This window comes from uncultured Arthrobacter sp., from assembly GCF_947495145.1.
Taxonomy (GTDB): domain Bacteria; phylum Actinomycetota; class Actinomycetes; order Actinomycetales; family Micrococcaceae; genus Arthrobacter_D.
The window spans coordinates 61,348-87,213 of record NZ_CANLXP010000003.1; the positions used below are offsets into that span (position 1 = coordinate 61,348).

The window sequence follows — 25,866 nt, forward strand, 5'->3', positions numbered from 1 at the left end:
TGCCGCGGACGCAGTAGATTGAGGCTAATAATCCCTTTCTGGAGATCCCGAGAACCGTGCACCTGAAAAGTCTGACCGTTCGAGGCTTCAAGTCCTTCGCCTCTGCAACGACCTTTGACTTTGAACCCGGCGTCACCGCCGTCGTCGGCCCCAATGGGTCCGGCAAGTCCAACGTTGTCGACGCCCTGGCCTGGGTGATGGGCGAGCAGGGGGCCAAGACACTGCGCGGCGGGAAGATGGAGGACGTCATCTTCGCCGGCACCTCCGGCAGGCCGCCGCTGGGCCGTGCCCAGGTGTCGCTCACCATCGACAACGCCGACGGGGCTCTGCCCATCGAGTACTCGGAAGTCACCATTTCCCGCACGCTCTTCCGCGCCGGTGGTTCCGAGTACGCCATCAACGGAAGCAACTGCAGGCTGCTCGACATCCAGGAACTCCTCTCCGACTCCGGGCTCGGGCGGGAAATGCACGTCATCGTCGGGCAGGGCCAGCTTGACCGCATCCTGCACGCAACCCCCGAAGACCGCCGCGGTTTCATTGAGGAAGCCGCCGGGATTCTGAAGCACCGCCGTCGCAAGGAGAAAACTGTCCGCAAGCTGGAGGCGATGCAGGCAAACCTGACCCGGCTCACCGACCTCACCGGCGAGCTTCGACGGCAGCTGACTCCCCTTGGGAAGCAGGCTGACGTCGCCCGCCGTGCCCAGCAGGTGCAGTTCGAGGCCCGCGATGCGCGTGCCCGACTGCTGGCGGACGACCTCGTCCAGCTGACCGCTTCCTTTGAACAGGAGATTGCTGACGAGGCGGCGCTGAAGGACCGGCGGACGGAAGTCGAAGCCCAATTGGAATCGGCGCGGTCCCGGCAGGCCGAACTCGAGCGCCTTGCCGCAGAGGCGACGCCGCGCCTGAACTCAGCGCGCGACGCCTGGTACCGTCTTTCCTCCGCGCGCGAACGGTTTCGCTCCCTGGGCGCACTGGCCGACGAGCGGCGTCGTCTCTTGGGGTCGGAGGACCCTGCGGGGGAGACAGGGCGCAATCCCGATGAGCTGGACCGGCAGGCCGCGCTTGTCCGTGCGGAAGAGGCTGAGCTGCAGGAACTTATCGCCGAGCGGTCGGACATGCTTGAGGACGCGCTTGAGCAGCGTGCGGAAGCGGAAGACGCAGCGGCAGCCGAGGAGCAGCGCCTCGCCTCCCTCCTGCGCGCGGCTGCGGACCGGCGCGAGGGTTTGGCGAAGCTGTCTGGCCAGGTGGGCGCGGCACGCTCCCGGGTGGAGGCGGCAGAGGCGGAGCTTGGAAGGCTACGGGGATCCGTCGTCGAAGTGGGTGAGCGTCGTCGTCACGCGCAAAGCGAGTTCACCGCGCTTGAATCACAGGTGGCGGGTGCGGAGGAAGGCGAAGAAAGCCTCGACGCCGACTACGAGGAAGCAGGCGCCGCTCTCGACGCCGTGCTTGCAACGCTCGAGGAGCTGCGGACGGAGGAACGGGCGGCGGAGCGGGAGCGCGACGCCCTGCACGCACGCATCGAAGCGCTGAGATTGGGTCTGGAGCGCAAGGACGGGTCGCGCTCACTACTGGACGCCGGCCTCGATTTCGTGATTGGTCCCGTGTCCGGACTGCTTTCGGTGGAGCCCGGCTACGAGACCGCGATCGCGGCAGCGCTCGGCACGCTTGCCGAGGGTGTGGCAGTGGATTCACTGGAAGGGGCCGGTGCTGCGCTTCATCGGATGAAGGACGACGACGCCGGCAGGATTGCGTTACTGGTTGCCGGATCATCTCCGGTTGAAGCGGAGGCCGGAGCACTGCCCGACGGCGTCCGTGCAGCGGCCTCGCTGGTTACCGCCCGGGGCGGGCTGGAAGGTGCCGTCAAAACGCTGCTGGCCGCCGTCGTCGTCGTTGATTCTCTCAGCGACGCCGCCGAGGTGGTGGAACAGCGCCCGCTACTGACGGCAGTGACCCGCGAAGGCGACGTCTACACAGCGGTATCGGTGAGCGGAGGTACCGCCGCAGCGCCGGGGACGCTCGAAATTCAGGCTGCCGTGGATGACGCAACCGAAGCCCTCCGCGCCGCCACCGAACGGTACGAGCGCTCGCGCTTCGGACTCTCCGCGGCGGCCGCGCGGCGGCAGGAGGCACAGGATCGGGCAGATGCAGCGTTGGAGCGGCTTCACGAGTCAGATGCCCGTCTCGCCGCCGTCGCCGAGAAGCTGGGCCAGCTCGGGTCGGTGCTGCGTTCGGCGTCCGGTGAAACAGAACGGCTGACCCGCCTGGCCGAGGCAGCGGAGGGAAACCTTGCCGCAGAGCAGGACCGGCTTGAGGAGATCACCGCGCGGCTGGCACAGGCGCAGGACGCACCGACGGAGGCTGAGCCCGACACCCAGACGCGCGACATGCTCGCGCTGGCTGCCACGCACTCCCGCCAGGCGGAAATGGAAGCGAGGCTGGCCTTGCGCAGCGCTGAGGAGCAGCTGCGCGCAACCGCCAACCGGGCTGCGTCCCTTGAACATGCTGCACAGACCGAACGGACGGCGCGGGAACAGGCGGCGGAACGGGCACGGGTCCGGCGGATACAGAGCGCCAAGGCCGCTGCGGTGGGTCAGGCTGCGCAGCAAGCGCTCGCCTTTCTCGACATCTCTGTTGAGCGGGCCGGCCGGGCGCGCGATGCCGCCGAAGAAGTGCGGACGGCCTGGGAATCGGAGCTTTCCGCGGTCCGCAGCCGCAATGAGTCGCTGCTCACCGAGCTGGCGGAGCTGACCGACTCCGTGCACCGGGATGAACTGGCGCGCGCCCAGCAGCGCCTCAGGATCGAGGCTCTTGAGAACCGGGCCATCGATGAGCTCGGACTCACTGCGGACCATCTTCTCGCTGAGTACGGTCCCGACCAGCCTGTTCCGGCCGCACCCAGCGCGGCAGACAAGTGGGCGGAATTGCGGGTAACGGTCGACGACGACGGGAATCCCGTGCGCGAGGGTGTTCCCTTCGTGAGGCAGGAGCAGGAGAAGCGCCTCAAACGGGCCGAGCGGGACCTGTCGGCGCTCGGCAAGGTCAATCCGCTGGCCCTTGAGGAGTTTGCGGCGCTGGAGGAACGCCATCAGTTCCTCAGCACCCAGCTGGAGGACCTGAAAGCCACCCGGAAGGACCTGCTCGACATCATCCGTGAGGTCGACGAGCGGGTGGAACAGGTGTTCACCGCCGCCTACCGCGACACGGCAGAGCAGTTCGAGCGGGTTTTCGGGCGCCTGTTCCCCGGCGGCGAGGGCCGCCTGGTACTGACCGAACCAGATGACATGCTGACCACCGGCATCGAAGTGGAGGCGAGGCCGGCCGGCAAGAAGATCAAGCGGCTCTCACTGCTTTCCGGCGGCGAGAGGTCACTCACCGCCGTCGCGCTTCTGGTTGCGATCTTCAAGGCCCGCCCGTCACCGTTCTACGTGATGGACGAGGTGGAGGCGGCACTGGATGACACCAACCTTGGCCGATTGATCACCATCTTCGAGGAACTGCGGGAATCGAGCCAACTCATCGTGATCACCCACCAGAAACGCACCATGGAGGTAGCGGACGCGCTCTATGGCGTAACGATGAGGGGTGACGGCGTGTCCACGGTGATCAGCCAGCGGCTGGTCGACGCCTGACGGACCGGTCCGCGTCCGCCAGCGTTTCGTGGGCGGCCGTCCACATCAGGAATGCCGCCAGCGCCGTGACGCCGGTCAGCCCGAAGGCCCAGCCGTAGGAGAAAGCATCCACAAGGAGCCCGGCCAGAATCGGCCCGAAGATTGTTCCCGTATCGGTGCTCATCTGGAAGGCTGCCAGCACCTTGCCGCCGCTTCGGTCGTTCCCGATGACATCGGCGACGGCAGCCTGCTGAGCGGGATTGAGGATTCCCGCACCAATGCCGGCAACCGCTGAGACGGCGAGGAACGTCGTCACATCGCCGGTCAGGCCCAGGCAGGCCATGGCGGCGCCGTTGACTGCCAGCCCTGTGAGCACCAGTGGTTTCCGACCCAGTGAATCAGCGAGCCTGCCGGATACGGTGAGCGCCAGCGCTGTACCCCCTGCGAAGAAGGCCAGCGAGATGCCCGCCACTTCGGGTCCGGCGCCGAGTACCGCCGCCGCGAATAGCGGGACGAGCGCCATCCGGACCCCGAACGATGCCCAGCCGTTGGCGAACCCTGAGACCAGTGCGGCCCGGTATGCCGAGTTCCTGACCGCCTCCCGCACCGTGAGCACGGGCTGGGCAGTACCACCCTTGCGGCCGCCCCGGGTGGTGGTGGTGTCTTTGAGTTGAAAGAAGACGACCGCGGCAGCCACCAGCAGGGCGCCGGCGTAGACAAGGAACGGAACACGTAGGCCGAACCCGGCCAGCAGGCCGCCCAGGAACGGCCCGGCAATGCTGCCGAGGAGGAAGGCGGAGGCATAAGCGCCCGTCACCCGTCCGCGTATCCCGGCGGGCGCCAGCCGGACGATGAGGCCCATCGCGGAAATGGTGAACATGGTGGAGCCGATACCGCCGAGCCCCCGGAAGATCAGCAACTGCCAATAGTCGGCGGCAAACGCGCACGCCGCCGTTGACAGGGCCACGATCAGCAGTCCGGCCACATAGACGGGCCGTTCGCCGAGGCGTTCGACGAATTTGCCGCCGGCCGGGGCGAAGACCAACCGCGTGAACGCGAACGCGCTGACGATGACGGCCGCGGCCGTTGCCTCCACTCCGAAGCTCTGCGCAAACTGGGGGAGCACCGGTGCAACCAGCCCGAAACCGATCGCGATCACGAAAGCCGCGGCAATCAGTACCTTGAGTTCGCGCGGCAGGCGCGGCCGATCTTCTGCACGCGCTCGGAATCTGGCCCGCCCGGGAAAGTTTTTGAAAGCAACCACGATTCATGATTCTCCCAGTTTCTTCGGCCGGGCCCGCCCGGTGGCCGTGTGAGAAGCTTGGGAGCGTGAATGAGATCCTTCCGATAGCTATTTACATAGTCGTAGCCTTGGCCGTGCTTGGGTCGCTGGCGGCCCTGCTGGTGCGCTCCCGCCGCACGCCCCCGGGCACCTACACCACCACCCGCGACCTCGACGACGACGGCGGCCTCGCCTCACGCGGCGCAGGAACCGACACGCTCGAAAGGCCCGGTGACCTCGATACCGGACCCGACGTCGTCGTTCCGGATGACCTGCGTGACCTCGAGGAGACGCAAACCGGCGTCGAGACCATACCGGTCGAGACTCCGGACCCCGTGCAGGGACGCCTCGCCCGGTTGCGCGCCCGGCTCGCGAAGTCCAACAACGCGCTCGGCAAGGGGCTCCTGGCGCTGCTGTCCCGGGACCGCATCGATGAGGACGTATGGGACGAGATTGAGGAGACCCTTCTCCTGGCCGACCTGGGCACCGCACCGACCGGCGAACTCGTGGACGCCCTTCGCGAACGCGTGAAAATCGCCGGCAGCCGCAGTCCGGAAGAGGTCAAGGGGATGCTCCGTGAAGAGCTGATCAAGCTCGTGGACCCCACGATGGACCGTTCGCTGGCCACGGACCGCCACGCCGACCGCCCAGCCATCGTCATGGTTGTCGGGGTGAACGGCGTGGGCAAGACCACTACGGTCGGGAAGCTCGCCCGCGTCCTCGTCGCCGAGGATAAGGATGTGCTCCTGGGAGCCGCCGACACCTTCCGCGCAGCCGCTGCCGAGCAGCTTGCCACCTGGGGACAGCGGGTCGGGGTACCCACAGTGAAGTCCGACGTCGACGGCGCCGATCCTGCCTCGGTGGCCTTTGAGGCTGTCAAGGCCGGCATTGAAGGCGAGGTCGACGTCGTTATGATCGACACGGCCGGCCGCCTGCAGAACAAGGTTGGCCTGATGGACGAGCTCGGCAAGGTCAAGCGCGTCATTGAGAAGCAGGGCACCGTGGATGAGGTGCTGCTCGTCCTTGACGCCACTACCGGTCAGAACGGACTGAATCAGGCGAAGGTGTTCGCTGAGGTCGTCAACATCACGGGAATTGTCCTGACCAAGCTGGACGGCACCGCCAAGGGCGGCATCGTCGTCGCAATCCAGCGCTCGCTGGGGGTGCCGGTCAAGCTGATCGGTCTGGGTGAGGGCGCTGATGACCTGGCGCCTTTCGACGCTGAGGAATTCGTCGACGCGCTGCTGAACTGACCGCTGCCTGCCAACGGAAAACGCGCCGGAGAGGATGCCTCTCCGGCGCGTTTTCTTTCCAGCTGACGCTGTGTCAGAACGTGAACGTGAAGACAGTTGCCGTACCCGCCGTGATCGGGAGAGCGACTTCAGTAGTTCCCGGAACAAAGCCCGGAATTGAGGGGCGGTCGGCGGCTGGGATCGGCGGAGCTTCCCGTCCATCAATCAGCGTTTCATTCTCGGCGCCGTAGGAAGGCCCGTTCATCTGCGTCATGACTCCGGTGTGCGCGCCGTCCGGCAAGCTGATTGTGACATCGGTTTGCGCGGCCGTCTCCGGATTGTTCTCATTGACCAGAATGACGCTCAGGCTGCCGTCGTCGTGCTGAACGGCGTAGCTGTAGGCAAGGCCGCCGCCGCTCTGCGATGATTCGAGGAACCAGCCCGCGGGCATCTCCGCGACGAGTGACTGGCCGTACCAGTTGGCCCGCTCATGGAAGGTGCCGTCCGGCTGCAGGTACGCGCCGCCGGTGCAGATGGAGGACATGGGAGGTCCGCCCTGGCAGGTGATGAGGGAGCTATGGAAGCTGAGCTTCGGGATACCGAGCTTTGCGGCGCTGAGCGCGTAATCCACGGTCCAGAGCGCGGAAGCATGGGTTTCAGTGGTTTCATTCGATCCCGGACAGGCGGAAATGCCGGTCTCGGGGATCCACGTGCTCAAGCCGGCCGCGTTGGCGGGCGCCATCGCTTGCAACCGGTAGTCCTGCGCCCGCTCGTGGATCGGCGCAGCCATCAGGTTCTCCATGATCGGCTCTCCCAGAGGGTCCTTTGCACCATCGCACTGCGAAAGCGGGTAATGATGAAATGACAGGACTTTCTCCTGCGGCAGGTCGGCCTGCGCAAACGGTTCCCACCAGGACTCGGAATAGGTACCCGGGCCAACAATGGGCACATCGGGGGCGACTGCGTAGATGGCGTCTGCATACTGCTTCAGTTCGCCGAGATACTCCTCCACGCCCCAGTCGTCCGGACGAAGCCCGGTGCTTGGATATCCATTTGGCTCGTTACCGACCGTGATGCCGACCAACCGGTCTCCAAAAATACCGGTCGCGTGCTTCGCCATGTCGGCCGCCCGTGCGGGGTCAAAATGGGCGAGGTCAACGGTCAGACTGATGGTCGCGTCTGCGGCCTCGAGAAGGGTATTGATCCGTTCGAGATCAGCCGGACCCACGGCGCGAACGGGGTGCGCCTCATCTCCGGTGAGATTGGACGGAGTCGGCTCACCGGTCGAGGTCCAGAAAAATCGGCGATCCACCGCGTTGCCGCCGAACCGGAGCATCGGCTTCCCCAGTCCTGTCAGACTCGAAACGATTTCGGCGTTGTCGCCCGACAATTGAGGACTCGCAAGGTCCGTGGCCTCAAGAGAGATACCGATGAGGCCGGTAGGCAGCATGGTGCCCGTTTGTTCGTTACTGACGTCGATGGACATCGGCTCGACGGCCTCCAGCGGAGACCCCGCGGGTGGCCCCGCTTGTTGGTAGAACACAGTGGGGGCAGGAGGAAGCGCCTCTGGTGCAGGAGGCGATGTCTCATTAGCGATGGATGGCGGCGGCGTCGCGCCAGAGACCGGCGGAGGCGTGCCGATGTCGACGCCCTGGTCAGTCCGGCCATCATTCCCGATCACAGAGACGCCGATCAAGCCGGCCGCTACCAACGCAGCCAGCGCTGCGGAAGTGCCCACGAGGATGCGGGGACTTGGACGACGGCGGCGGGGCGGGTCTGCTTCGTGTCCGTCTCGGGGTGACGGGTAGTTCGATTCATTGGGCGGGTGAGACATACTTCTCCATATCAGGCTGGGATCCAGCGTCAATCCAGCTTAACCGCTTCTGGACTATCGTCCGAGCGCCGGCCGATGACAACGAGCTAAGGCCGTCAGGAAGGCGCCCCGGGATCCTCTTGAAACATGTTCGAAACTTCGCCGATTTGCATTCTTTACTCCAGCGGGTCCGCCGTAACGTCCCGGCAACACAATTCCCAAGGTGCCGAAACACGCGATTGTGAAACTTCTTTCAGCGGGAAGTGCCCGCCACTCGCGAGAGGACGTAACGATGGATCTGACAGCAGGTCACGTCTGGGTCATGGTTTCCGCCGCCCTGGTATTGCTCATGACCCCCGGACTGGCATTTTTCTACGGCGGCATGACCCGTGCCAAAGCAGCCTTGAACATGATGATGATGAGCTTCATCGCCGTCGGGCTGGTGGGAATCGTCTGGGTGCTTTGGGGCTATTCAATGACCGGGGGCGACGGGGTTGCCCAAGTCTTCGGAAACCCCTTCGCCTCATTCGGCCTTAATGGGCTCATCGGCACTGAAGACATGATCGGCGCCGGTTACGGCGTGACATTCGCTATCATCACCGTCGCCCTGATCAGCGGCGCAATCGCCGACCGCGCCAAGTTCGGCGCCTGGTCCCTGTTCGTGCCCATCTGGGTCACGGCCGTCTACTGCCCGCTGGCATTCATGGTGTGGGGCGGCGGGCTGCTCAGCGCTGAAGGCGCCATCGGCGGTGCAGTTGGTGAAGCCATTGATTTCGCCGGTGGAACCGTCGTCCACATCAGTGCCGGCGTTGCGGCCCTGGTCCTCGCGATCATTCTCGGAAAGCGGCAGGGCTTCGGCAAGGACCCGGCGCACCGTCCGCACAACGTTCCACTCGTCATGCTTGGAGCGGCGCTGCTGTGGTTCGGCTGGTTCGGGTTCAATGGCGGTGCCGCAGGTACTGCCGAGGAGGCAGGGCTGATCTGGGTGAACACCATGGCAGCACCTGCGGCGGCAATGGTTGGCTGGCTGGTCACGGAGCGTTTCCGTGATGGCCGTCCCACCTCCCTTGGCGCAGCCTCGGGTATCGTCGCCGGCCTGGTTGCAATCACCCCCGCTTGCGCAAGCGTGAGTCCAATCGGCGCTGTGGGTCTCGGATTGGTATCCGGGGCGGTATGCGCGCTGGCAGTAGGTCTGAAGTACAAGCTCGGTTTCGATGATTCCCTCGACGTGGTGGCCGTGCACCTGGTTGCCGGAACCCTGGGAACCGTTGCGATCGGCTTCATTGCGCTACCCGTTGATGGCGACGGCGGTGGGCTGTTCTACGGGGGCGGAAGCGGCCAGCTCGTTGCACAGATCGTCTCCGTCCTCGTAGCGGTAACCCTGTCCGCGGTGATGACCGCATTGATCGGCCTTGCTATCCACAAAACCATCGGCTTCCGGGTCACAGCTGACAACGAAGTGTCTGGCGTAGACCTTTCCGAACACGCAGAAACTGCATACGAATTCGGCGGGCTCGGTGTCGGAGGGCAATTCCACCCGTTCTCTGCAACTGCCCAGGCGCCCGCCGCCGACCCGGCGCAACAGAAGGTGAACTCATGAAACTCGTGACAGCGATCGTTCGTCCGGACAAGTTGGACAGTGTGAGGGGAGCACTCGAGAACTACGGGGTTCAGGGCCTCACCGTCACCCAGGCGAGCGGCTACGGTCGCCAGCGGGGCCACACGGAGGTTTACCGGGGAGCCGAGTATACGGTGGATCTGCTGCAGAAAGCCCGCGTCGAGGTTCTGGTCGCAGACGCGTCGGTCACCGACATCGTGGACGTGCTTGTCTCGACGGCAAACACCGGCCGCGCCGGCGATGGAAAGGTCTGGGTCCTCCCTGTCGAAGACGCCGTCCGGGTCCGGACGGGAGAGCGCGGCGACGCGGCCCTGTAGTTCGATGTGACCCCCCGAAAAACTGTGGCGGACTGGTGCATACCAGTCCGCCACAGTTGCGTCATTCCGCAGATGCCACCTCGGTGGATCGTTACGCATCATCTCTATGCAACGCCCAGGATTCAGGTCCGTCGGACCCGGCGGGGTACTCATCCATCGGTACCTCGTCGGCTTTCCACGCGGCCAGTACCGGCTCCACGATGCGCCAGCAGTCCTCAGCGGTATCCCCGCGGACGGACAATGTCGGGTCACCTGACAGCACGCCGTCGAGGACTTCGCCGTAGGGCAGAAGCTCCGACGCGTTCAGCTCGGCCTGAAGTGTTGTCCGGTCGAGGCAGAAGACATCCCCGGGCCCGTTGACGTCAATATCCAGTTGGAGCGTGTCCGGGCCGAAACCGATCCGGAGTTGTGTGGGGGAGTCCACCCCGGTGAAACCATCAGGCAGGTGATTCACCGGCTTGAAGGTGATCACCGCTTCCTTCCGGGTTCGGCCGAGTGACTTCCCTGAGCGCAACCGGAACGGAACTCCTGCCCACCGATCGTTGTCAATCGACACCACAATCTCCGCCAGCGTTTCAGTGCCCCGGGATTTGTCGACACCGCTCTCATCGACGTAGTTGGGAACGTCGCGTCCGTCGATGCTGCCGGCCGTGTACCGCGCCCGCCGGGTACTGGAGCGGAAATCCTGATGTACGGAACTCGCCCTGAGAACCGATCCGATATGGTCCCGCAGGTCCCGCTCATGCAGGGTTGACGGAGCGTTCATCGCGATCAGCGCCATCACCTGCAGAAGGTGGCTCTGGATCATGTCCTTCAAAGCACCGGCGCCGTCGTAATAGCGTGCGCGGTTCTCGAGGGTGAGCTTCTCGTCGAAGACGATGTCGACGGATTCGATGTGCAGGCTGTTCCACACCGGCTCCAGCAGACGGTTAGCGAAACGCAGCCCGAGAATGTTCAGTACCGTCGCTTTGCCGAGGAAGTGATCAACCCGGTGGATGTGGTCCTCCGGCACAAGCCGGCTGAGCACCGTGTTGAGTCGGGCCGCCGATTCCCTGTCGGTACCGAACGGTTTCTCCATCACCAGACGTGAACCTTCGGGCAGATCCCCGGGCTCGAGCGTGGCGCAGGCCTTTTCGCTGACGGCCGGCGGTAACGCGAAGTAAATGGCGACCGGAGGCTGAAGCCCTGCGATAAGTTCCGCCAGCGCACCCTGTGCAGTCACATCAACTTGATGGTAGCTGCTGGCAGCGCAGATCTGTTCCAGCGCTCCGCCGTCGTTCCTGGCGCCCGAGTCAGGCGTGGCGGCGGCGAAGGACGTATCCAGCCGCCTCTGCCAATCCTCAGCGTTCCACGCGTCGGAACCCGCTCCCACCAGGGTGATTCCCTCTGCTTTGCCGTTCCTCACAAGCCGCGCGAGTCCCGGCAGCAGCAGGCGGCCTGTGAGGTCACCCGAAGCACCGAGAATCAGCAGCGTCCTGATTGCCTGGCCTCGAAATTGGTTTCCGGATGCCTGTTCATCAATCGCATGAGTAGTCACCCTTACACCCTGCCACTGTCAGGGGGTGGCTGTCTGCTGCCCGAAAGGAGTGAACCCAGTTGCTACCCTAGATAGTTGAATCCACTTGAGTTCGAGGAAAGCAGTTCACGCACCGTGTTCAATTCACTCTCAGACCGGCTGACAGCGACCTTCAAGAACCTCCGGGGCAAGGGCCGCCTGTCGGAGGCCGACGTCGACGCAACGGTCCGCGAGATCCGTCGCGCCCTGCTCGACGCGGACGTCGCCGTGCCTGTGGTGCGGGCGTTTGCCGCGCAGGTTAAGGAACGGGCCCTCGGTCTTGAAGTATCCCAGGCACTGAATCCTGGACAGCAGGTCGTCAAGATTGTGAATGAGGAGCTGGTGGGCATTCTCGGTGGCGAGACGCGCCGTCTCCGCCTCGCCAAGAATCCTCCGACGGTCATCATGCTTGCCGGCCTGCAGGGCGCGGGCAAGACCACCCTGGCGGGCAAGTTGGCCAAGTGGCTGAAGGGTCAGGGGCACAGCCCGCTTCTGGTGGCGTGTGACCTCCAGCGGCCCAATGCCGTGAAGCAGCTGCAGGTTAACGGGCAGCGGGCCAGCGTTCCTGTCTATGCGCCCCACCCGGGCGTGAGCTCCGAATTCGAGGCCGCCACCGGCAACCCCGTTGAAGTCGCCCGGCAGGGCGTCGCCGAGGCACGCACCAAGCTCCACGACGTCGTCATAGTGGACACCGCCGGTCGCCTCGGCATCGATGCCGAGTTGATGCAGCAGGCCTCGGATATCCGCGACGCCGTCAATCCCGATGAAGTGCTCTTCGTCATTGACGCGATGATCGGTCAGGACGCAGTGAACACTGCGCAGGCCTTCAACGAGGGTGTCAATTTCACCGGCGTGGTATTGACCAAGCTCGACGGCGATGCACGCGGCGGTGCCGCGCTCTCCGTGGCGTCGGTCACCGGCAAGCCGGTGATGTTTGCTTCCACAGGTGAGGCACTGACGGATTTCGAGGTCTTCCATCCGGACCGCATGGCCTCCCGCATTCTCGACATGGGTGACATACTCACCCTGATCGAGCAGGCCGAGCAGGCATGGGACAAAGACGAGGCTGCCCGGATGGCGAAGAAATTCGCCGACCAGGAAGACTTCACCCTCGACGACTTCCTCGCCCAAATGCAGCAGATCCGCAACATGGGTTCGATGAAGAAGATGCTCATGATGATGCCCGGCGCGGCCAACATGCGGCAGCAGCTGGAGAACTTCGACGAACGCGAGATTGACCGTGTGGAAGCAATTGTCCGCTCCATGACGCCGCATGAACGCGTCGCCCCCAAGATCATCAACGGCTCACGACGCGCCCGCATTGCACGCGGCTCCGGCGTCCACGTCTCCGAGGTGAATGGGTTGCTGGAGCGTTTCGGGCAGGCGCAGAAGATGATGCGCAAGATGGCTGCCGGCGGCGGCATCCCCGGTATGCCCGGAATGCCGGGCCCGGGCGGCTTCAACGGTGGCGGTGCACGGAAGGGCAAGGCTGCTGCCAAGGGAAAGAAAAAGCCGCGCTCGGGAAATCCCGCCAAGGCCGCGCAGGAGGCCGCTGCTGCCGAGGCCCGCCGGAACGGTCAGCGTGCATCCGTTCCCACAGGTGCAGCCTTCGGCCAGCAGAACGACTTCGATCCCTCATCGCTGAACCTCCCCAAGGGCTTCGAGAAGTTCCTCGGGAAATAGGCGCTTCAGCGCTTCCGAACCCCCGGCCGGTTTCGTCAGAGGCGGCAGCTAGGTTGATGTCATGAAAAGCGATCGGGTGGTTTTTGTCCACGGAGCCGGAAGCTTTGGCGCGGCAGCCTGGTCGCGGCAGCACGGAATGGCACTCGAGTTTGACTGCCTCTTTCTGCGCCGGCACGGCTTTGATCCCGTTGCTGCTCCGCTCCCAACAGATTTCTACGCTGATCAGCACATCCTTGAGGAGGCGCTGGGGCAGGGCGGTCATCTGGTTGCGGCCTCGCAGGGCGCCGTGGCGGCGATGATGCTGGCCGTTGAAAGGCCTGAGCTGGTCCGGTCGTTGGTTCTGGCGGAGCCGGCGTGCCTGTCCCTCACCAAGGAGTTGCCCGCAACAGCAGCGCACCGCGCCCGGGTCGAGCCGCTGTTCGAACGCGCAGCCGACGTGACCGACGCGGAATTCACCAGGGAATTCGCCCGGGCTGTCTTCGCCTCCGAGCCGCCGCCGTTGAACACGGCAGTAGACCATCATCGCGCACTCCGCCTCAGGTTGCAGGCGCCGCCCTGGACCGCACCGCTCACCATCGTGCCCGGGGTTCCCACCCTCGTCCTGACCGGTGGTTGGGAACCGGTCTATGAAGAAGTCGCTGAGTACCTGGCAGAAACAGGAGCGGTACACAGGATCGTTGGAGGCGGACACCGTCCTCAGGACACTGAAGAAGGTGATGCACTCATCCGGCAGTTCATTCGAAAGCATACTGGGGTGGGCACCGCCCGGGTGAATTGACGGGCGCCATTGACGGGGCCGGTCGGAGGGAATAACTTTAACCTTCAAGTAGTTGCCATGAGGTGAACCATCGCTTGGAGGACACGATGAACGCTCAGGATCTGCTGCCCGCGGACACGATGATGGGCACGGTGATGCTCAAGGTCGGAAACCTTGACCGCATGGCCAACTACTACCGGAATGCGCTCGGCCTTGTCGACGTCGCCGAATCCGACGGCGGGCTGTACCTGGGGCGGGCCGGCGAGCGATTGATTCATCTCGCCCCGGCTGCCGGGTTGAAACTTCCGGCCCCGACCGAGGCTGGACTCTTCCATACAGCGCTTCTTTTCGGCGATCGGGCAGATCTTGCCGCAACGGTTGCCTCCGCCGCCCAGGTCGCTCAGTCGGCAGAAGGCCGCTATGTGGGAAGCGCGGACCACCTGGTGAGTGAAGCCTTCTACTTCTCGGATCCTGAAGGCAATGGAATTGAACTCTACTTCGACAAGCCAAGGGATACCTGGGACTGGACTGTAAGCGAGGGGCGGCGCACCGTGGTCATGGACAATGCGCCGCTTCCGCCGCAGCAGTACCTCGAAAGCAACCTCACCGAAGAGTCGGTGACGAACCAGCAGAAGTCGGCGGCCGACGTCGGGCACGTCCACCTGCAGGTAGGGGACGTAGCAACAGCGGAGAAGTTCTATGTGGGTACACTCGGTTTCGAGCGCACTGCAGGCTGGCACGGCCAGGCACTGTTCGTCTCTGCAGGCGGCTATCACCACCACATGGCGATGAATGTCTGGAACAGCCGGGGGGCGGGTCCGCGCAAGGACACCCTCGGGCTCGGGGAGGTCCTCATCCAGGTGCCGCATTCCGATGAGGTCGGCGCGCTTGCTGAACGGCTGGAGGGTGCCGGCATAAAGCACCATCACACCGGCCGGGAGTTGCGGTTTGAAGACCCGTGGCGGAACAAGCTCAGGGTCGCTGTCCGCTAGGAGCCGGTCCGGTACTGCGAGAAGTCGCATGCAGGCACCAACTTCTGGCACAATGGCTTAGTACCCAATCCGCGCAGCCCCTCTCTCTGCGTGCGTTGTGTCCTCTAGAACCCCCAAATGTATGGCCCGCCCCACGGGTGCAGAAACCGGGATTCGCCCTTTGATCAACAAGGAGTGACCACACAAGTGGCCGTAAAGATTCGCCTGAAGCGCTTCGGCAAGATGCGCGCACCGTACTACCGCATTGTCGTCATGGACTCACGCGCCAAGCGCGATGGCCGTGCCATTGAGGAAATCGGTAAGTACCACCCCACCGAAGAGCCCTCGTTCATCGAGGTCAAGTCCGACCGTGCGCAGTACTGGCTCGGCGTCGGCGCACAGCCCTCTGAGCAGGTTGCCGCGATCCTGAAGATCACCGGTGACTGGCAGAAGTTCAAGGGTATCGAGGGCCAGGAAGGCACCTTGAAGACCAAGGCTCCGAAGGAGGCCTTCACGGCCCCTGAAAAGGGTTCCGTCATCGTTCCCGAGGCGATCACGCCGAAGAACAAGAAGGCCGACGAGCCTGAAGCTGTTGCCACCGAGGCTGAGTAAATTGCTTGCTGAAGCGCTGGAGCACCTCGTCCGCGGAATCGTGGACAGCCCTGATGATGTGCAGGTTTCCTCCAAGTCGAACCGTCGCGGTGAGACCCTCGAGGTGCGTGTGCATCAGGAAGACCTCGGCCGTGTAATCGGTCGTCAGGGCCGAACGGCACGCGCATTGCGCACCGTCATTTCCGCACTGGCGGATGGCGAGCCGGTGCGGGTCGATGTCGTGGATACCGACCGCCGCCGCTGATCAGCAGCACATGCTTGAAGTCCGGCCCCACACGCAGGTGTTGGGGCCGGATTTTTGTTTGACACGCCATCTAAAAACCGGAGAACCCATGGATCTGCAGGTCGCCCGTATCGGAAAGCCCCACGGCATTCGGGGGGAAGTAACCGTCCAGCTCTTCACCGACGCGCCTGAGGAGCGGTTCGAGCCAGGGGCGGTATTCCGGGTTGAGCCGGCTGCGCAGGGACCCCTGACTGTTTCCAGCGCGCGCTGGAACAAAGACATTCTTGTTCTCGGCTTTGCGGAAGTGCCGGACCGGAATGCGGCCGAGCTGCTGCGCGGTGCACAGCTTTTCATCGAATCGGATGACACTGCTGACAACGACGGCGATGCCTGGTACGAGCACGAATTGGTGGGACTCGAGGCACGCGTCGGAGACGACGTCGTCGGCCGCGTCAGCGCGCTGCGCACCATGACAGTCCAGGATCTGCTCATCATCGAGCGGTCGGACGGCGAGGAGATCCTGGTGCCCTTCGTCGAGGAGATTGTTCCCGAGGTAGATGTCGAGGGAGGATTCGTGGTTCTTACCCCGCCGGAGGGCCTGCTCGAACTGAACCTGCCCGGCTCCAACCAGGCGGAGCCCGGTGAGACGGTGTCCGGTGAGGACGAGGATGACAGCGCAAAGAAGGCTGGCGAAAGCTAGTGCGCATCGACGTCGTCAGTATCTTCCCGGAGTACCTCGCCGCACTGGAACTTTCGCTGATCGGCAAAGCCCGGCAGGACGGATTGCTCGACCTCACGGTTCACAACCTCCGCGAATTCACAGCTGACCGGCACCGTACCGTTGATGACACTCCATATGGCGGTGGCGCGGGTATGGTCATGAAACCGGAGCCGTGGGCGCAGGCACTCGAGAGCGTGCGGCAAGACGCGCGGCCGGTCCTGATTGTCCCGTCACCGGCCGGAGCGGTGTTCACGCAGGCGATGGCTCACGAGCTGGCACGGGAAGAGCACCTGGTGTTCGCCTGCGGCCGCTACGAGGGGATAGACGAGCGGGTTCTCGAGTGGGCCGAAGGATCGTTCGACGTACGCCCGCTCAGCCTGGGCGACTATGTACTGAATGGCGGGGAGGTGGCCGTACTCGCCATTGTAGAGGCGGTGGCACGGCTGCTGCCCGGGGTCGTAGGGAACCCGGAGTCGCTTGTGGAGGAGTCGCATTCCGACGGACTGCTGGAATATCCGGTGTACACGAAGCCATCGTCCTGGCGCGGGCTGGACATCCCCGAAGTACTTCTGAGCGGCAACCATGCCCGGATCGCGCGATTTCGGCGGGATGAGCAGCTGCGCAGGACTGCGTCCCGACGGCCGGATCTGCTGGCGAAGCTGGACGCGGGAAAGCTTACGCCAGCCGACCTGGCAGTACTGGCCGCTGAGGGCTACACCGTGGTGCACGGAAGAATGGCGCCGGCACCGCCGTCGTCCGATTCCTGAGTGCTGAGTTCGCTGTGGCATAATTGAAGTTCGTGCCAACCGGTGCGCGCCTGCCACAGGGGGAGCGTAGCCAACAGGTCGGCACACCGGAATCCGCCAAAGGGTGCACCGGTATCTAATCTTCAACGGCAATTGCCTGCGTGCAGGTCTTCGTCGTTGTGACCAACGTGAATGACCCGTGGCGTTCACCAGGAGCAATCAGATGCATATTCTCGACAATGTGGACGCAGCTTCCCTGCGTAACGACGTTCCCGACTTCCGCGCGGGAGACACCCTGAAGGTTCACGTCAACATCATCGAAGGCAAGAACACCCGTGTTCAGGTCTTCCAGGGGTTCGTTCTCGGCCGCCAGGGTGACGGCGTCCGCGAAACCTTCACGGTGCGCAAGGTCAGCTTTGGCGTCGGCGTTGAGCGTACCTTCCCGGTGCACTCCCCGGTGATCGACAAGATCGAGGTTGTCAGCAAGGGCGACGTGCGCCGCGCGAAGCTGTACTACATGCGCGAACTCCGCGGCAAGGCTGCGAAGATCAAGGAAAAGCGCGATCCGAAGACCGCCAAGTAACTTTCCTTTCTACCCATGCCTGAATCTTCCGTTGAGCGGAAAGCCTCCAGGCACCAGCCGAAGCGCTGGCCCGGCACCACGGGCTGGCGCTTCGCCTTTTGCACGGTGGCGTTCGTGTGCGTTGCCGTCATCGCCGTCCGTGCGCTCCTCGTCGATGTCTTCTACATCCCGTCCGGGTCAATGGAGCCGTTGCTCAAGGAGGACGACCGGGTCCTGGTATCCAGAACCGACTACGCGTTCGGAGAGATCCAGCCCGGCGACGTCGTCGTCTTCGACGGTAGGGGATCGTTCGCCCCGCTCGGCGAAGGCGGGCTGAGGCAGACGTTTATCGATGCAGCGCACTTCTTCGGCCTCGGCACCTCCGAGACAACGTATGTGAAGCGCGTGCTTGGAACAGGCGGTGACACCGTCGCCTGCTGCGATCCCGCCGGGCGATTGACAGTCAACGGGAACGCCATCGAGGAGCCCTACGTTTTTTCCATGGACGCGGCAAGTGACACGGAGTTCGAGGTCGTCGTCCCGGAAGGTAAGTTGTGGCTCATGGGTGATCATCGGTCGGAGTCGTTCGACTCGCGGGCGCTGTTGGGCGCCCCTGGCGGTGGCCTTGTCTCCGAGGAACGGGTCGTCGGCCGGGCTACCCATGTGCTCTGGCGCTTCGAACGCTTCACGACAATCCCACGCCCGTCGGATCACCCGCCGTCGGCCGGTTTCGCCCGGAACGCATAGCAGAGGAACAACACATAATGGCTAAAGCCCACCCGGGGACCCCGAACGACGGCGCCGAAGATCCGGCAGGTACGCCCCGTTTCGACGGTCCGGACGAGGAGGCCCCGTCCGGTGGGTCAGTGGCGCGCAGCCTGGGCAGCTGGGCCAAGGAAGTTCTCATCATCGTCGCAGTCGCGTTACTGCTGTCCTTCCTCATCAAGACCTTCCTCTTCCGGGCGTTTTTCATTCCCTCAGGATCCATGGAAAACACTTTGGAGGTCGACGACCGCATCTTCGTAAATCAGCTCGTTCCCGAACCGTTCGAGCTGAAGCGAGGCGATGTTGTCGTCTTTCGCGATACCCAGGGCTGGCTTCCGGAGCCGGCCGCTGGAACGGCGTCCAGTAACTGGTTCAAAGATGCGCTCATTTTCGTCGGGCTGCTGCCGGATGAGTCCCAGCAGCACCTGGTGAAGCGCGTTATCGGTCTGGAGGGCGACCGCGTGATTTGCTGCGACGCGAACGGCCGACTCACGGTCAACGGCGAAGCTCTTGACGAGCCGTACCTTTTCCCCGGTGCCAGTCCCTCGGATATGCCATTCGACGTCACGGTGCCGGAAGGAAAGATCTGGGTCATGGGCGATCACCGAAACGCGTCCGCGGATTCCCGCGCCAACACCGGTAAGCCCGGCGGCGGTTTCATCGATGTCGATGACGTCGAGGGCAAGGCTGCGGTCATTGCGTGGCCCCTGGATCGCATGGGCTTCCTGGGCAACTACCCCGACGTTTTCGCTGACGTACCTGATGCACCACAAAGCAGCAGCGGACGGGAACCAGCGACGCCGTGAGAGGGAAGGCACCTACGCTGCGCTATGAACGGTCGTTCCTGGCAGAAGGGCACCGTTTCCTGGCTGGATGTGACGAGGTAGGCCGCGGAGCCCTTGCAGGACCGGTCACTGTCGGGCTTGTCGTCGTCGACCTGACAGCAGTGAAGCCGCTGCGCGGCGTCCGTGACAGCAAGCTCCTCGCTGCGCCTCACCGGGAGGCGCTGGTGCCCAGGATACGACGGTGGGCAGTGGCGCACGGAGTGGGACACGCTTCGGCGGCAGAGATCGACTCCACCGGGCTGATGGCCGCGTTGCGCACCGCTGGAAACCGCGCCTGGACGCAGGCGACGCGGGATGTCCACCCGGAAGCGGTCATTCTGGACGGTAACCACAACTGGTTGGCACCGCTTTCGCAGGGCTCCCTGTTCGATGATGCAGAAGCCGTCGAAGTGCACTGTGATGCCCCGGTCCATACCCGGATCAAGGCGGATCTGCAGTGCCTGAGCGTTGCCGCGGCGAGTGTGCTGGCGAAGGTGGAACGTGATCGGCTGATGGTCGATTTTGCTCAGAACTATCCCGGCTACGGTTGGGAAATCAATAAGGGATATGCGACAGCCGCGCACCGTGCCGCGATTGACAGTCTCGGGTCCAGCGTTGAACATCGGCGGACGTGGCGTCTGGGTAGTATGGGCGCCGATCCGGGCATGCCTGCAGCCGAAATTGGGGGATGATGGGTTCATGAGTGCCGAAGATCTCGAGAATTATGAAACTGACATGGAGTTGCAGCTCTATCGTGAGTACCGCGACGTCGTCAGCCTTTTCAACTACGTGGTCGAGACGGAGCGGCGGTTCTACCTGGCCAACCACGTCGACCTGCAGGCACGCTCGGCGGACGGCGAGATCTATTTTGATCTCACCCTGAATGACGCCTGGGTTTGGGATGTGTACCGCTCCGCCCGGTTCGTCAAGACGGTGCGAGTCATCACTTTCAAGGACGTGAACGTCGAGGAACTGGCGAAGACCGACGACATTCCGCTTCCAAAAGACGGCTCGCTCGGAGCCTGACTACTGCTCCACATCCGGGGCGCTTTCCTGTAGTTACCCACATAGCTTGCCTGCCCGACACCTTCGGCTACCGGTTGTTCCACGCTGGTACCGGAGGTGTTTTCATGAGAACCAAGGACGAGCTGGGCAAACGGGGAGAAGCCATTGCTGCCAGCTATCTCGAGGACGCGGGGCTGAGGGTCATCGACCGCAACTGGCGGTGTGCGCTCGGGGAAATTGACCTCGTGGCGGTTGAGGGCGCCACACTGGTGGTCGTTGAGGTCAAGACCAGATCTTCCGAAGCGTACGGTCATCCATTAGAGGCGATTACGCCGGGAAAGCTGGAACGGTTGTACCTGCTCGCCTCGCGTTGGGCGCGCTCTCATGACCTCCGTTTTTCGGGCTTCCGGGTCGACGCGGTGGCGATTCTGGATGACGGCACAGGGAAACCCGTTGTCGAACACCTGCGGGCGGTGAGCTGATGCCGCTTGGACGAACTTACGCCGTTTCACTCGTGGGACTCAACGGCTACATCGTTGAGGTCGAGTCCGATATTGGACAGACACTCCCGGCATTTGTCCTGCTCGGCCTGCCAGATGCGTCCCTGACGGAAGCCAAGGAGCGAATTCGGGCTGCGGCGCGAAACGCCGGTCTTCCGCTCACGCGCCGGAAGATAACGGTGAATCTGGTTCCGGCGTCGCTACCCAAGAGGGGTTCGGGTTTCGATCTGGCCATTGTGATGTCTGCTCTTGCAGCGGCGGGCGATGTCCGCAACTGCGGCCGCACCGTCTTCCTTTCCGAGTTGGGGCTGGATGGGCGACTTCGGCCCATTCGCGGAATACTCCCAGCTGTCATGGCTGCGGTGAAGGCGGGTTTCACCAGCGTAGTTGTAGCCAACGGGAACGGCGCCGAAGCAGCGCTCGTTCCAAGCGCTGAGGTGAGAAGCTACGACTCGCTTGCCGAGGTGGCCCTGGCCTTCGGAGCGGACGCAGCAGTTGTTGAGCTGCCCTCACCGCAACTGGAAACACCTTCCGGTATCACGCAAGGGGGTATTGCGCCCATTCCCAAAGACATGTGCGACGTGGCGGGCCAGTCGGAAGCCCGGTTCGCCGTCGAGGTCGCTGCGGCTGGAGCCCACAACCTGATGATGGTCGGCCCACCGGGGGCTGGAAAAACCATGTTGGCCGAGCGCATTCCCGGAATTCTTCCGGACCTCACAGATAAGCAGGCGATGGAAGTTACGGCCATACATTCGCTGGGGAGCGCGGAGGCCTGCCGGGAACTGCGGCGGCGGCCACCCTTCGAGAGCCCGCACCACACCGCCAGCGCAGCGTCGATCATCGGCGGAGGCAGCGGAATTCCCCGGCCCGGAGCGGCTTCCCGAGCTCATCGCGGCGTGCTGTTCCTGGACGAGGCGCCGGAATACCAGCGACGCATTCTCGACGCGCTTCGCGAACCGCTCGAGAGTGGAGAGCTGGTTCTCCACCGCGCAGCAGGCACCGCCACTTACCCCGCGCGCTTCCAGTTGGTCCTGGCCGCGAATCCATGTCCTTGTGGGAAGGCGACTGGCAAGGGTATCGATTGCAACTGTTCCGCCCAGCAGCGCCGGCGTTACTTCAACAGGATGTCTGCCCCGCTCCTTGACCGTGTCGATTTGCAGATGGCAGTCCACCGGGTGGCACTCGGGGATTTTTCCGGGACAGCCACTGCTGAGTCCAGCGCGGATGTGGCGGCGCGCGTCGCCGAAGCGCGGGCGGCCCAGTACGAGCGGCTCGGCAGATGGGACTTGTCCACCAATGCAGAGATCCCCGCTTCACTGCTTCACGGCGAGCTCAGGCTCACCCGGAAGGCAACCGAATCGGTGGACAGCAAGATGGAGCAGGGTGTGATCACCAAGCGCGGCTATGATCGGGTCCTTCGCGTGGCGTGGACCGTCGCTGATCTGGCGGGAAGGACTGTGCCCATCCCGGACGATGTCTTCACAGCACTTCTGTTCCGGACGCAGGAGGATGCAGCATGAGCTCTTCTGGATGGAGCGAAGAGCAGGTCGCACGCGCCGCCCTGGCCCGGCTCATCGAACCCTCCAACAACGTCGGGTTAGCTCTGGTGGCGGCTGCGGGGCCGGCCGAGGCATTCCAGATTGCCACTGGCGCGGCAACCTGTAGTGCCAGGCTTCACCGCACTTTCCTTGAGGTACTTGCCGCAAACGGACATACCATGCGAGCGGATGCGCTTGCACAGGCGGTTGACGGATGGCGGGCACGCGTGGACACGTTGGCACCGCTCAGGGATCTGGAGACGGTGCGTCGGTTCGGAGGTACCCTGCTTACGCCCGAGTCCGACTGGTGGCCATCAGCGCTGGCAGATCTCCAGTTGCAGGAACCGTTGTGCTTGTGGGTGAGGGGCGAAAATGCGGTTGCAATCCCACCATCCAACCGGGTTGTCGCAGTAGTTGGTTCCCGGGACAGCACCAATTACGGACATCAGCTGACCGGTGAAATCGCAGGGGGTCTCGTGGCGCGCGGCTATACCGTGGTGTCCGGAGGCGCTTACGGTATCGATGCACATGCACATCGAGCGGCCCTGGGTAGAGCGAGTGAGAACCATCCGCTGCCAACGATGGGAGTTCTCGCCTGCGGCGTCGACCGGTACTACCCCGCCGGAAACGAGGGGCTGCAGAGGGAGATCGCCGCGAAGGGGTTGCTCATCTCGGAAGTTCCACCTGGTTCATCGCCCTCCCGCTACCGATTCCTGCAACGAAACCGGCTTATAGCTGCCCTCAGCTCAGTCACAGTAGTGGTGGAGGCCCGGTGGCGGTCGGGAGCACTCAATACGGCGCACCACGCCGCCGGTTTGGGACGCGCGGTGGGAGCTGTTCCGGGCTCCGTTCTATCCGCGAATTCAGCGGGGTGCCACCGCCTGCTGCGGGATGGAAGTGCAATCTGCGTCACTGACGCCGCGGAGGTCGCGGAGCTCACTGGTCCGCTGATCCTGGAATCCGGCCAGAAGCACGATGAGCGGCCGGCTATACACGACGGCCTCACCGTGGAGGACCTGTTGCTGTTGGACGCGCTGCCTGTTCGCGTCTCTTCTTCGGTGGACAAGCTTGCAGTGGTTGCCGGTCTCAGCGTGCCCGGTGTTCTGGCGGGCCTCGGTCGTTTGGAGACTGATGGACTCGCACAGCGTGCCGACGACGGCGGCTGGCGGAAACGTCGACGATAATCCGACCCGCACCGTCCTTTATCACGATCAATACAGCAGTCAGCACAAAGAGAGGTACAAGTTGTGAACACCTTTGAAATAATTGACAGCCCGATTGGTGGACTGGTTCTGATCGCCCGGAACGAGTTGCTCGTCGGCCTTTACCACGAGTATCACTCACCGGAGCCTTCCCCGGTTCTACTGGGCCTGCCCTTCGCCAGGGAACAGCTGAACCTTGCCGAAGAGATACCGCCGGAGGGTTCACCGGCTGTCGATAGGGAGGCTGCCGCCGAAGTGTATCGGCTCACGAGCGATTGGCTGCGAGCATACTTCGATGGCACAGTCTCTGAGCCTGTGCCATACACGCTGTTGAACGGGACAGAATTTCAGCGCCGGGTCTGGAAAGCTGTCGCCGATATCCCGTACGGTGAGACACGCACGTACAAGGACATAGCAGGCGCGCTGGGCAATGAGTCGATGGGACGGGCGGTGGGGGCGGCGGTCCGTGCTAACCCCCTGTCGATTGTTATCCCGGGACACCGGGTAGTAGGTGCAGGCGGAGCGATTACAGGCTACGCGGCAGGCATGGCAGTTAAACGTGCCCTGCTCGAACTGGAAGCGGCAGTGATCGCGGGAGCTGCCGCGTAGATTGGTTGGAGGCAGAAGTATGACGACACGACCAGATAGCCATTCTCAATTCGCCCCCGAGATGGATGGATTCATCCGCTATCTGTCCCACGAACGGAACCGTTCCGCTCATACAGTGCGCGCCTACCGGGGCGATCTGGAGCATTTCGCATCTTTTTCTGCCGCCCGCGGTATCGAGACACTTGCGGAAGTTGACCTCAGGTGTCTCAGGTCCTGGCTGGCTTCCCTCGATCAGCAAGGGCTATCCCGGGCAACGATTGCCCGGCGTGCAGCAACTGTCCGTAACTTCCTGACGTGGGCAACCAGGGAGGGATTTTTGAGCGACAATCCCTCACTTCGCCTCAAAGCACCCCGACGGCAGAACAATCTCCCGGACGTGCTGTCTGTTACGCAGCTCGAACCGTTACTTGCAACCACCCAGGAGGCTGCAAGAGCGGGCGATCCTCAAGGCCTCCGCGCCTGGGCCGTGCTGGAACTGCTTTATGGATCAGGAATTCGTGTCGGCGAATTGGTGGGACTGGACATCGACGACCTGGATCACGGCAGGCGTACTGTACGTGTGCTAGGCAAGGGAAACAAGGAGCGCACTGTTCCCTACGGCGTTCCGGCCGCCCATGCCCTGAACGACTGGATAAGCCGTGGCAGGGACCAGTGGGTCACCTCACACAGTGGACCGGCGCTGTTTCTCGGACCCCGAGGGGGGCGTCTGGATCAGCGACAGGCCCGGTCGATTGTGGAGAAGCTCCTTGCAACCGTTCAAGGCTCCGGGGCCAGTGGACCCCACGCCCTCCGTCATACGGCCGCCACGCACCTGCTGGACGGGGGAGCAGACCTGCGGGGGGTCCAGGAGCTTCTTGGACACCGCAGCCTCGCAACAACACAGCTCTACACGCACGTATCCGTTGATCGCCTCCGGCGCAGTTATGAGCAGGCCCATCCGAGGGCCTGAACCCGCGCGGCTTAGGCAGGTGCCGTCGAAGCTCACTGAATGCTGCCGTGGTAATTACAGGGTGAGTAATCACAGTGGCGCTATCTGTCGCCATAGTGCACAATGATCGTAGTTCAATAACTGTGGACTGAGCACACTAATACCAAGCAAACTCCTACTGAGCAAGTACTTTGCAACAAGGGCAGTACCTCCGAGAGTTGAAGGTCGTTGGGGAAGACGTACCTACAGCTATGGAGGATGGAATGTCTGTTGTGATGGCGCGCGGTGTTTTGTATATTCACTCAGCCCCTTCTGCGTTGTGCCCTCATATTGAGTGGGCGATCGGATCGGTGATTGACCAGCGGGTAGACCTGCAGTGGTCCCCGCAGCCTGCCGCGCCCGGAATGTTTCGGGCGGAGCTTTCCTGGGTTGCAGCGCAGGGATCGGGAGCTAAACTTGCGTCTGCCCTCAGGGGCTGGGCGCACCTGCGCTACGAGGTCACGGAGGAGCAGAGCGCCGGAGCGGATGGCGGTCGCTGGTCGCACACTCCGGAGTTGGGTATCTTCCACGCCACAACGGACGTCCACGGTAACGTCATGATCTCCGAAGACCGCATCAGATACGCCTACGAGGCAGGGGCGGGCGACCCGTCAGCGGTCTACCATGAACTGTCGCTGGCCCTGGGCGAGTCCTGGGACGAGGAACTGGAACCCTTCCGACATGCAGGAGAGGGCGCGCCCGTCCGCTGGCTGCATCAGGTCGGCTAGCACGCCCTTCTGAAACAGAACCTCTGAA

At 63.5% G+C, this 25,866-nt stretch carries 25 protein-coding genes; 22 read left to right on the forward strand and 3 right to left on the reverse strand.

The window, feature by feature from the left end; translation table 11 throughout:
• Window positions 1-56: 56 nt before the first annotated feature.
• Entirely contained in the window at window positions 57-3,629 is a 3,573-nt protein-coding gene (gene smc, locus Q0877_RS03050; RefSeq protein WP_299165653.1) for a chromosome segregation protein SMC, read from the forward strand.
• Here smc and Q0877_RS03055 read toward each other — a convergent pair.
• Window positions 3,604-4,806, reverse strand: coding sequence for an MFS transporter (locus Q0877_RS03055; protein ID WP_299165885.1), 1,203 nt, complete (start codon window positions 4,804-4,806; stop codon window positions 3,604-3,606). The genes smc and Q0877_RS03055 overlap by 26 nt on opposite strands.
• A gap of 131 nt (window positions 4,807-4,937) precedes the next feature.
• Here Q0877_RS03055 and ftsY point away from each other — a divergent pair, with 131 nt between their 5' ends.
• The gene (ftsY, locus tag Q0877_RS03060) at window positions 4,938-6,143 is read left to right on the forward strand and encodes a signal recognition particle-docking protein FtsY (RefSeq protein ID WP_299165654.1); all 1,206 of its coding nucleotides are present in this window, start codon (window positions 4,938-4,940) and stop codon (window positions 6,141-6,143) included.
• A gap of 73 nt (window positions 6,144-6,216) precedes the next feature.
• Here the strand turns inward: ftsY and Q0877_RS03065 are convergent, their stop codons facing one another.
• A complete protein-coding gene (locus Q0877_RS03065; RefSeq protein WP_299165655.1) occupies window positions 6,217-7,956 on the reverse strand; it encodes a hypothetical protein in 1,740 nt (579 codons plus the stop codon).
• A gap of 271 nt (window positions 7,957-8,227) precedes the next feature.
• Between Q0877_RS03065 and Q0877_RS03070 the strand changes: the two genes are divergently transcribed.
• Complete coding sequence (locus tag Q0877_RS03070) at window positions 8,228-9,535, forward strand: ammonium transporter (RefSeq protein WP_299165656.1); 1,308 nt, start codon at window positions 8,228-8,230, stop codon at window positions 9,533-9,535.
• The gene (locus Q0877_RS03075) at window positions 9,532-9,870 is read left to right on the forward strand and encodes a P-II family nitrogen regulator (RefSeq protein WP_299165658.1); all 339 of its coding nucleotides are present in this window, start codon (window positions 9,532-9,534) and stop codon (window positions 9,868-9,870) included. The genes Q0877_RS03070 and Q0877_RS03075 overlap by 4 nt, the downstream gene beginning before the upstream one ends.
• A 91-nt stretch (window positions 9,871-9,961) precedes the next feature.
• On the opposite strand, the gene Q0877_RS03080 is transcribed toward Q0877_RS03075, so the two are convergent.
• Window positions 9,962-11,407, reverse strand: a complete 1,446-nt coding sequence (locus tag Q0877_RS03080) for a glucose-6-phosphate dehydrogenase (RefSeq protein WP_299165659.1) — start codon at window positions 11,405-11,407, stop codon at window positions 9,962-9,964.
• A 114-nt stretch (window positions 11,408-11,521) separates the two neighbouring features.
• Between Q0877_RS03080 and ffh the strand changes: the two genes are divergently transcribed.
• From ffh to Q0877_RS03170, 18 genes are all read left to right on the forward strand, one after another.
• Window positions 11,522-13,108 (forward strand): signal recognition particle protein, encoded by a 1,587-nt coding sequence (gene ffh, locus Q0877_RS03085; protein WP_299165886.1) that lies wholly within the window; start codon window positions 11,522-11,524, stop codon window positions 13,106-13,108.
• 61 nt (window positions 13,109-13,169) lie between these two features.
• Entirely contained in the window at window positions 13,170-13,886 is a 717-nt protein-coding gene (locus Q0877_RS03090) for an alpha/beta fold hydrolase (RefSeq protein WP_299165660.1), read from the forward strand.
• A gap of 86 nt (window positions 13,887-13,972) precedes the next feature.
• Window positions 13,973-14,857, forward strand: a complete 885-nt coding sequence (locus Q0877_RS03095; RefSeq protein ID WP_299165661.1) for a VOC family protein — start codon at window positions 13,973-13,975, stop codon at window positions 14,855-14,857.
• Between the two features lie 186 nt (window positions 14,858-15,043).
• A complete protein-coding gene (gene rpsP, locus Q0877_RS03100) occupies window positions 15,044-15,448 on the forward strand; it encodes a 30S ribosomal protein S16 (RefSeq protein WP_299165662.1) in 405 nt (134 codons plus the stop codon).
• A gap of 1 nt (window position 15,449) precedes the next feature.
• A complete protein-coding gene (locus tag Q0877_RS03105) occupies window positions 15,450-15,692 on the forward strand; it encodes an RNA-binding protein (protein WP_026543804.1) in 243 nt (80 codons plus the stop codon).
• 88 nt (window positions 15,693-15,780) lie between these two features.
• Window positions 15,781-16,371 (forward strand): ribosome maturation factor RimM, encoded by a 591-nt coding sequence (gene rimM, locus Q0877_RS03110; RefSeq protein WP_299165663.1) that lies wholly within the window; start codon window positions 15,781-15,783, stop codon window positions 16,369-16,371.
• Window positions 16,371-17,159: a tRNA (guanosine(37)-N1)-methyltransferase TrmD gene (gene trmD, locus Q0877_RS03115; protein WP_299165664.1), complete on the forward strand. Its 789-nt coding sequence runs from the start codon at window positions 16,371-16,373 to the stop codon at window positions 17,157-17,159. The genes rimM and trmD overlap by 1 nt, the downstream gene beginning before the upstream one ends.
• Window positions 17,160-17,361: 202 nt before the next feature.
• Window positions 17,362-17,721 carry a 50S ribosomal protein L19 gene (gene rplS / locus Q0877_RS03120; RefSeq protein WP_299165665.1) on the forward strand — a complete coding sequence of 120 codons (360 nt, stop codon included), beginning with the start codon at window positions 17,362-17,364 and terminating at the stop codon, window positions 17,719-17,721.
• 15 nt (window positions 17,722-17,736) lie between these two features.
• Entirely contained in the window at window positions 17,737-18,447 is a 711-nt protein-coding gene (gene lepB / locus Q0877_RS03125; protein WP_299165667.1) for a signal peptidase I, read from the forward strand.
• A 17-nt stretch (window positions 18,448-18,464) separates the two neighbouring features.
• Entirely contained in the window at window positions 18,465-19,271 is an 807-nt protein-coding gene (gene lepB, locus Q0877_RS03130; RefSeq protein WP_299165668.1) for a signal peptidase I, read from the forward strand.
• Complete coding sequence (locus Q0877_RS03135; RefSeq protein WP_299165670.1) at window positions 19,268-19,981, forward strand: ribonuclease HII; 714 nt, start codon at window positions 19,268-19,270, stop codon at window positions 19,979-19,981. The genes lepB (Q0877_RS03130) and Q0877_RS03135 overlap by 4 nt, the downstream gene beginning before the upstream one ends.
• 7 nt (window positions 19,982-19,988) lie before the next feature.
• Window positions 19,989-20,315 carry a DUF2469 domain-containing protein gene (locus Q0877_RS03140; RefSeq protein ID WP_299165671.1) on the forward strand — a complete coding sequence of 109 codons (327 nt, stop codon included), beginning with the start codon at window positions 19,989-19,991 and terminating at the stop codon, window positions 20,313-20,315.
• Window positions 20,316-20,419: 104 nt separating this feature from the next.
• Window positions 20,420-20,776: a YraN family protein gene (locus Q0877_RS03145; protein WP_299165672.1), complete on the forward strand. Its 357-nt coding sequence runs from the start codon at window positions 20,420-20,422 to the stop codon at window positions 20,774-20,776.
• Window positions 20,776-22,314: a YifB family Mg chelatase-like AAA ATPase gene (locus tag Q0877_RS03150; RefSeq protein ID WP_299165673.1), complete on the forward strand. Its 1,539-nt coding sequence runs from the start codon at window positions 20,776-20,778 to the stop codon at window positions 22,312-22,314. Before Q0877_RS03145 ends, Q0877_RS03150 begins: the two co-directional genes overlap by 1 nt.
• On the forward strand, window positions 22,311-23,516 hold the full coding sequence (gene dprA / locus Q0877_RS03155) for a DNA-processing protein DprA (protein WP_299165674.1): 1,206 nt from the start codon (window positions 22,311-22,313) through the stop codon (window positions 23,514-23,516). Before Q0877_RS03150 ends, dprA begins: the two co-directional genes overlap by 4 nt.
• Window positions 23,517-23,579: 63 nt before the next feature.
• A complete protein-coding gene (locus Q0877_RS03160) occupies window positions 23,580-24,143 on the forward strand; it encodes a methylated-DNA--[protein]-cysteine S-methyltransferase (RefSeq protein ID WP_299165675.1) in 564 nt (187 codons plus the stop codon).
• A gap of 19 nt (window positions 24,144-24,162) precedes the next feature.
• On the forward strand, window positions 24,163-25,092 hold the full coding sequence (locus tag Q0877_RS03165; RefSeq protein WP_299165676.1) for a tyrosine recombinase XerC: 930 nt from the start codon (window positions 24,163-24,165) through the stop codon (window positions 25,090-25,092).
• 242 nt (window positions 25,093-25,334) lie between these two features.
• Window positions 25,335-25,838 (forward strand): DUF3145 domain-containing protein, encoded by a 504-nt coding sequence (locus Q0877_RS03170; RefSeq protein ID WP_299165677.1) that lies wholly within the window; start codon window positions 25,335-25,337, stop codon window positions 25,836-25,838.
• Window positions 25,839-25,866: the final 28 nt, after the last annotated feature.

Bases quoted from the DNA above. Each gene is read 5' to 3' on its own strand.
- Q0877_RS03065 (WP_299165655.1), bottom strand. From the start codon at position 7,956: ATGTCTCACCCGCCCAATGAATCGAACTACCCGTCACCCCGAGACGGA.
- Q0877_RS03070 (WP_299165656.1), top strand. From the start codon at position 8,228: ATGGATCTGACAGCAGGTCACGTCTGGGTCATGGTTTCCGCCGCCCTG.
- Q0877_RS03075 (WP_299165658.1), top strand. From the start codon at position 9,532: ATGAAACTCGTGACAGCGATCGTTCGTCCGGACAAGTTGGACAGTGTG.
- Q0877_RS03090 (WP_299165660.1), top strand. From the start codon at position 13,170: ATGAAAAGCGATCGGGTGGTTTTTGTCCACGGAGCCGGAAGCTTTGGC.
- Q0877_RS03095 (WP_299165661.1), top strand. From the start codon at position 13,973: ATGAACGCTCAGGATCTGCTGCCCGCGGACACGATGATGGGCACGGTG.
- rimM (WP_299165663.1), top strand. From the start codon at position 15,781: ATGGATCTGCAGGTCGCCCGTATCGGAAAGCCCCACGGCATTCGGGGG.
- rplS (WP_299165665.1), top strand. From the start codon at position 17,362: ATGCATATTCTCGACAATGTGGACGCAGCTTCCCTGCGTAACGACGTT.
- lepB (WP_299165667.1), top strand. From the start codon at position 17,737: ATGCCTGAATCTTCCGTTGAGCGGAAAGCCTCCAGGCACCAGCCGAAG.
- lepB (WP_299165668.1), top strand. From the start codon at position 18,465: ATGGCTAAAGCCCACCCGGGGACCCCGAACGACGGCGCCGAAGATCCG.
- Q0877_RS03140 (WP_299165671.1), top strand. From the start codon at position 19,989: ATGAGTGCCGAAGATCTCGAGAATTATGAAACTGACATGGAGTTGCAG.
- Q0877_RS03145 (WP_299165672.1), top strand. From the start codon at position 20,420: ATGAGAACCAAGGACGAGCTGGGCAAACGGGGAGAAGCCATTGCTGCC.
- Q0877_RS03150 (WP_299165673.1), top strand. From the start codon at position 20,776: ATGCCGCTTGGACGAACTTACGCCGTTTCACTCGTGGGACTCAACGGC.
- dprA (WP_299165674.1), top strand. From the start codon at position 22,311: ATGAGCTCTTCTGGATGGAGCGAAGAGCAGGTCGCACGCGCCGCCCTG.
- Q0877_RS03165 (WP_299165676.1), top strand. From the start codon at position 24,163: ATGACGACACGACCAGATAGCCATTCTCAATTCGCCCCCGAGATGGAT.
- Q0877_RS03170 (WP_299165677.1), top strand. From the start codon at position 25,335: ATGTCTGTTGTGATGGCGCGCGGTGTTTTGTATATTCACTCAGCCCCT.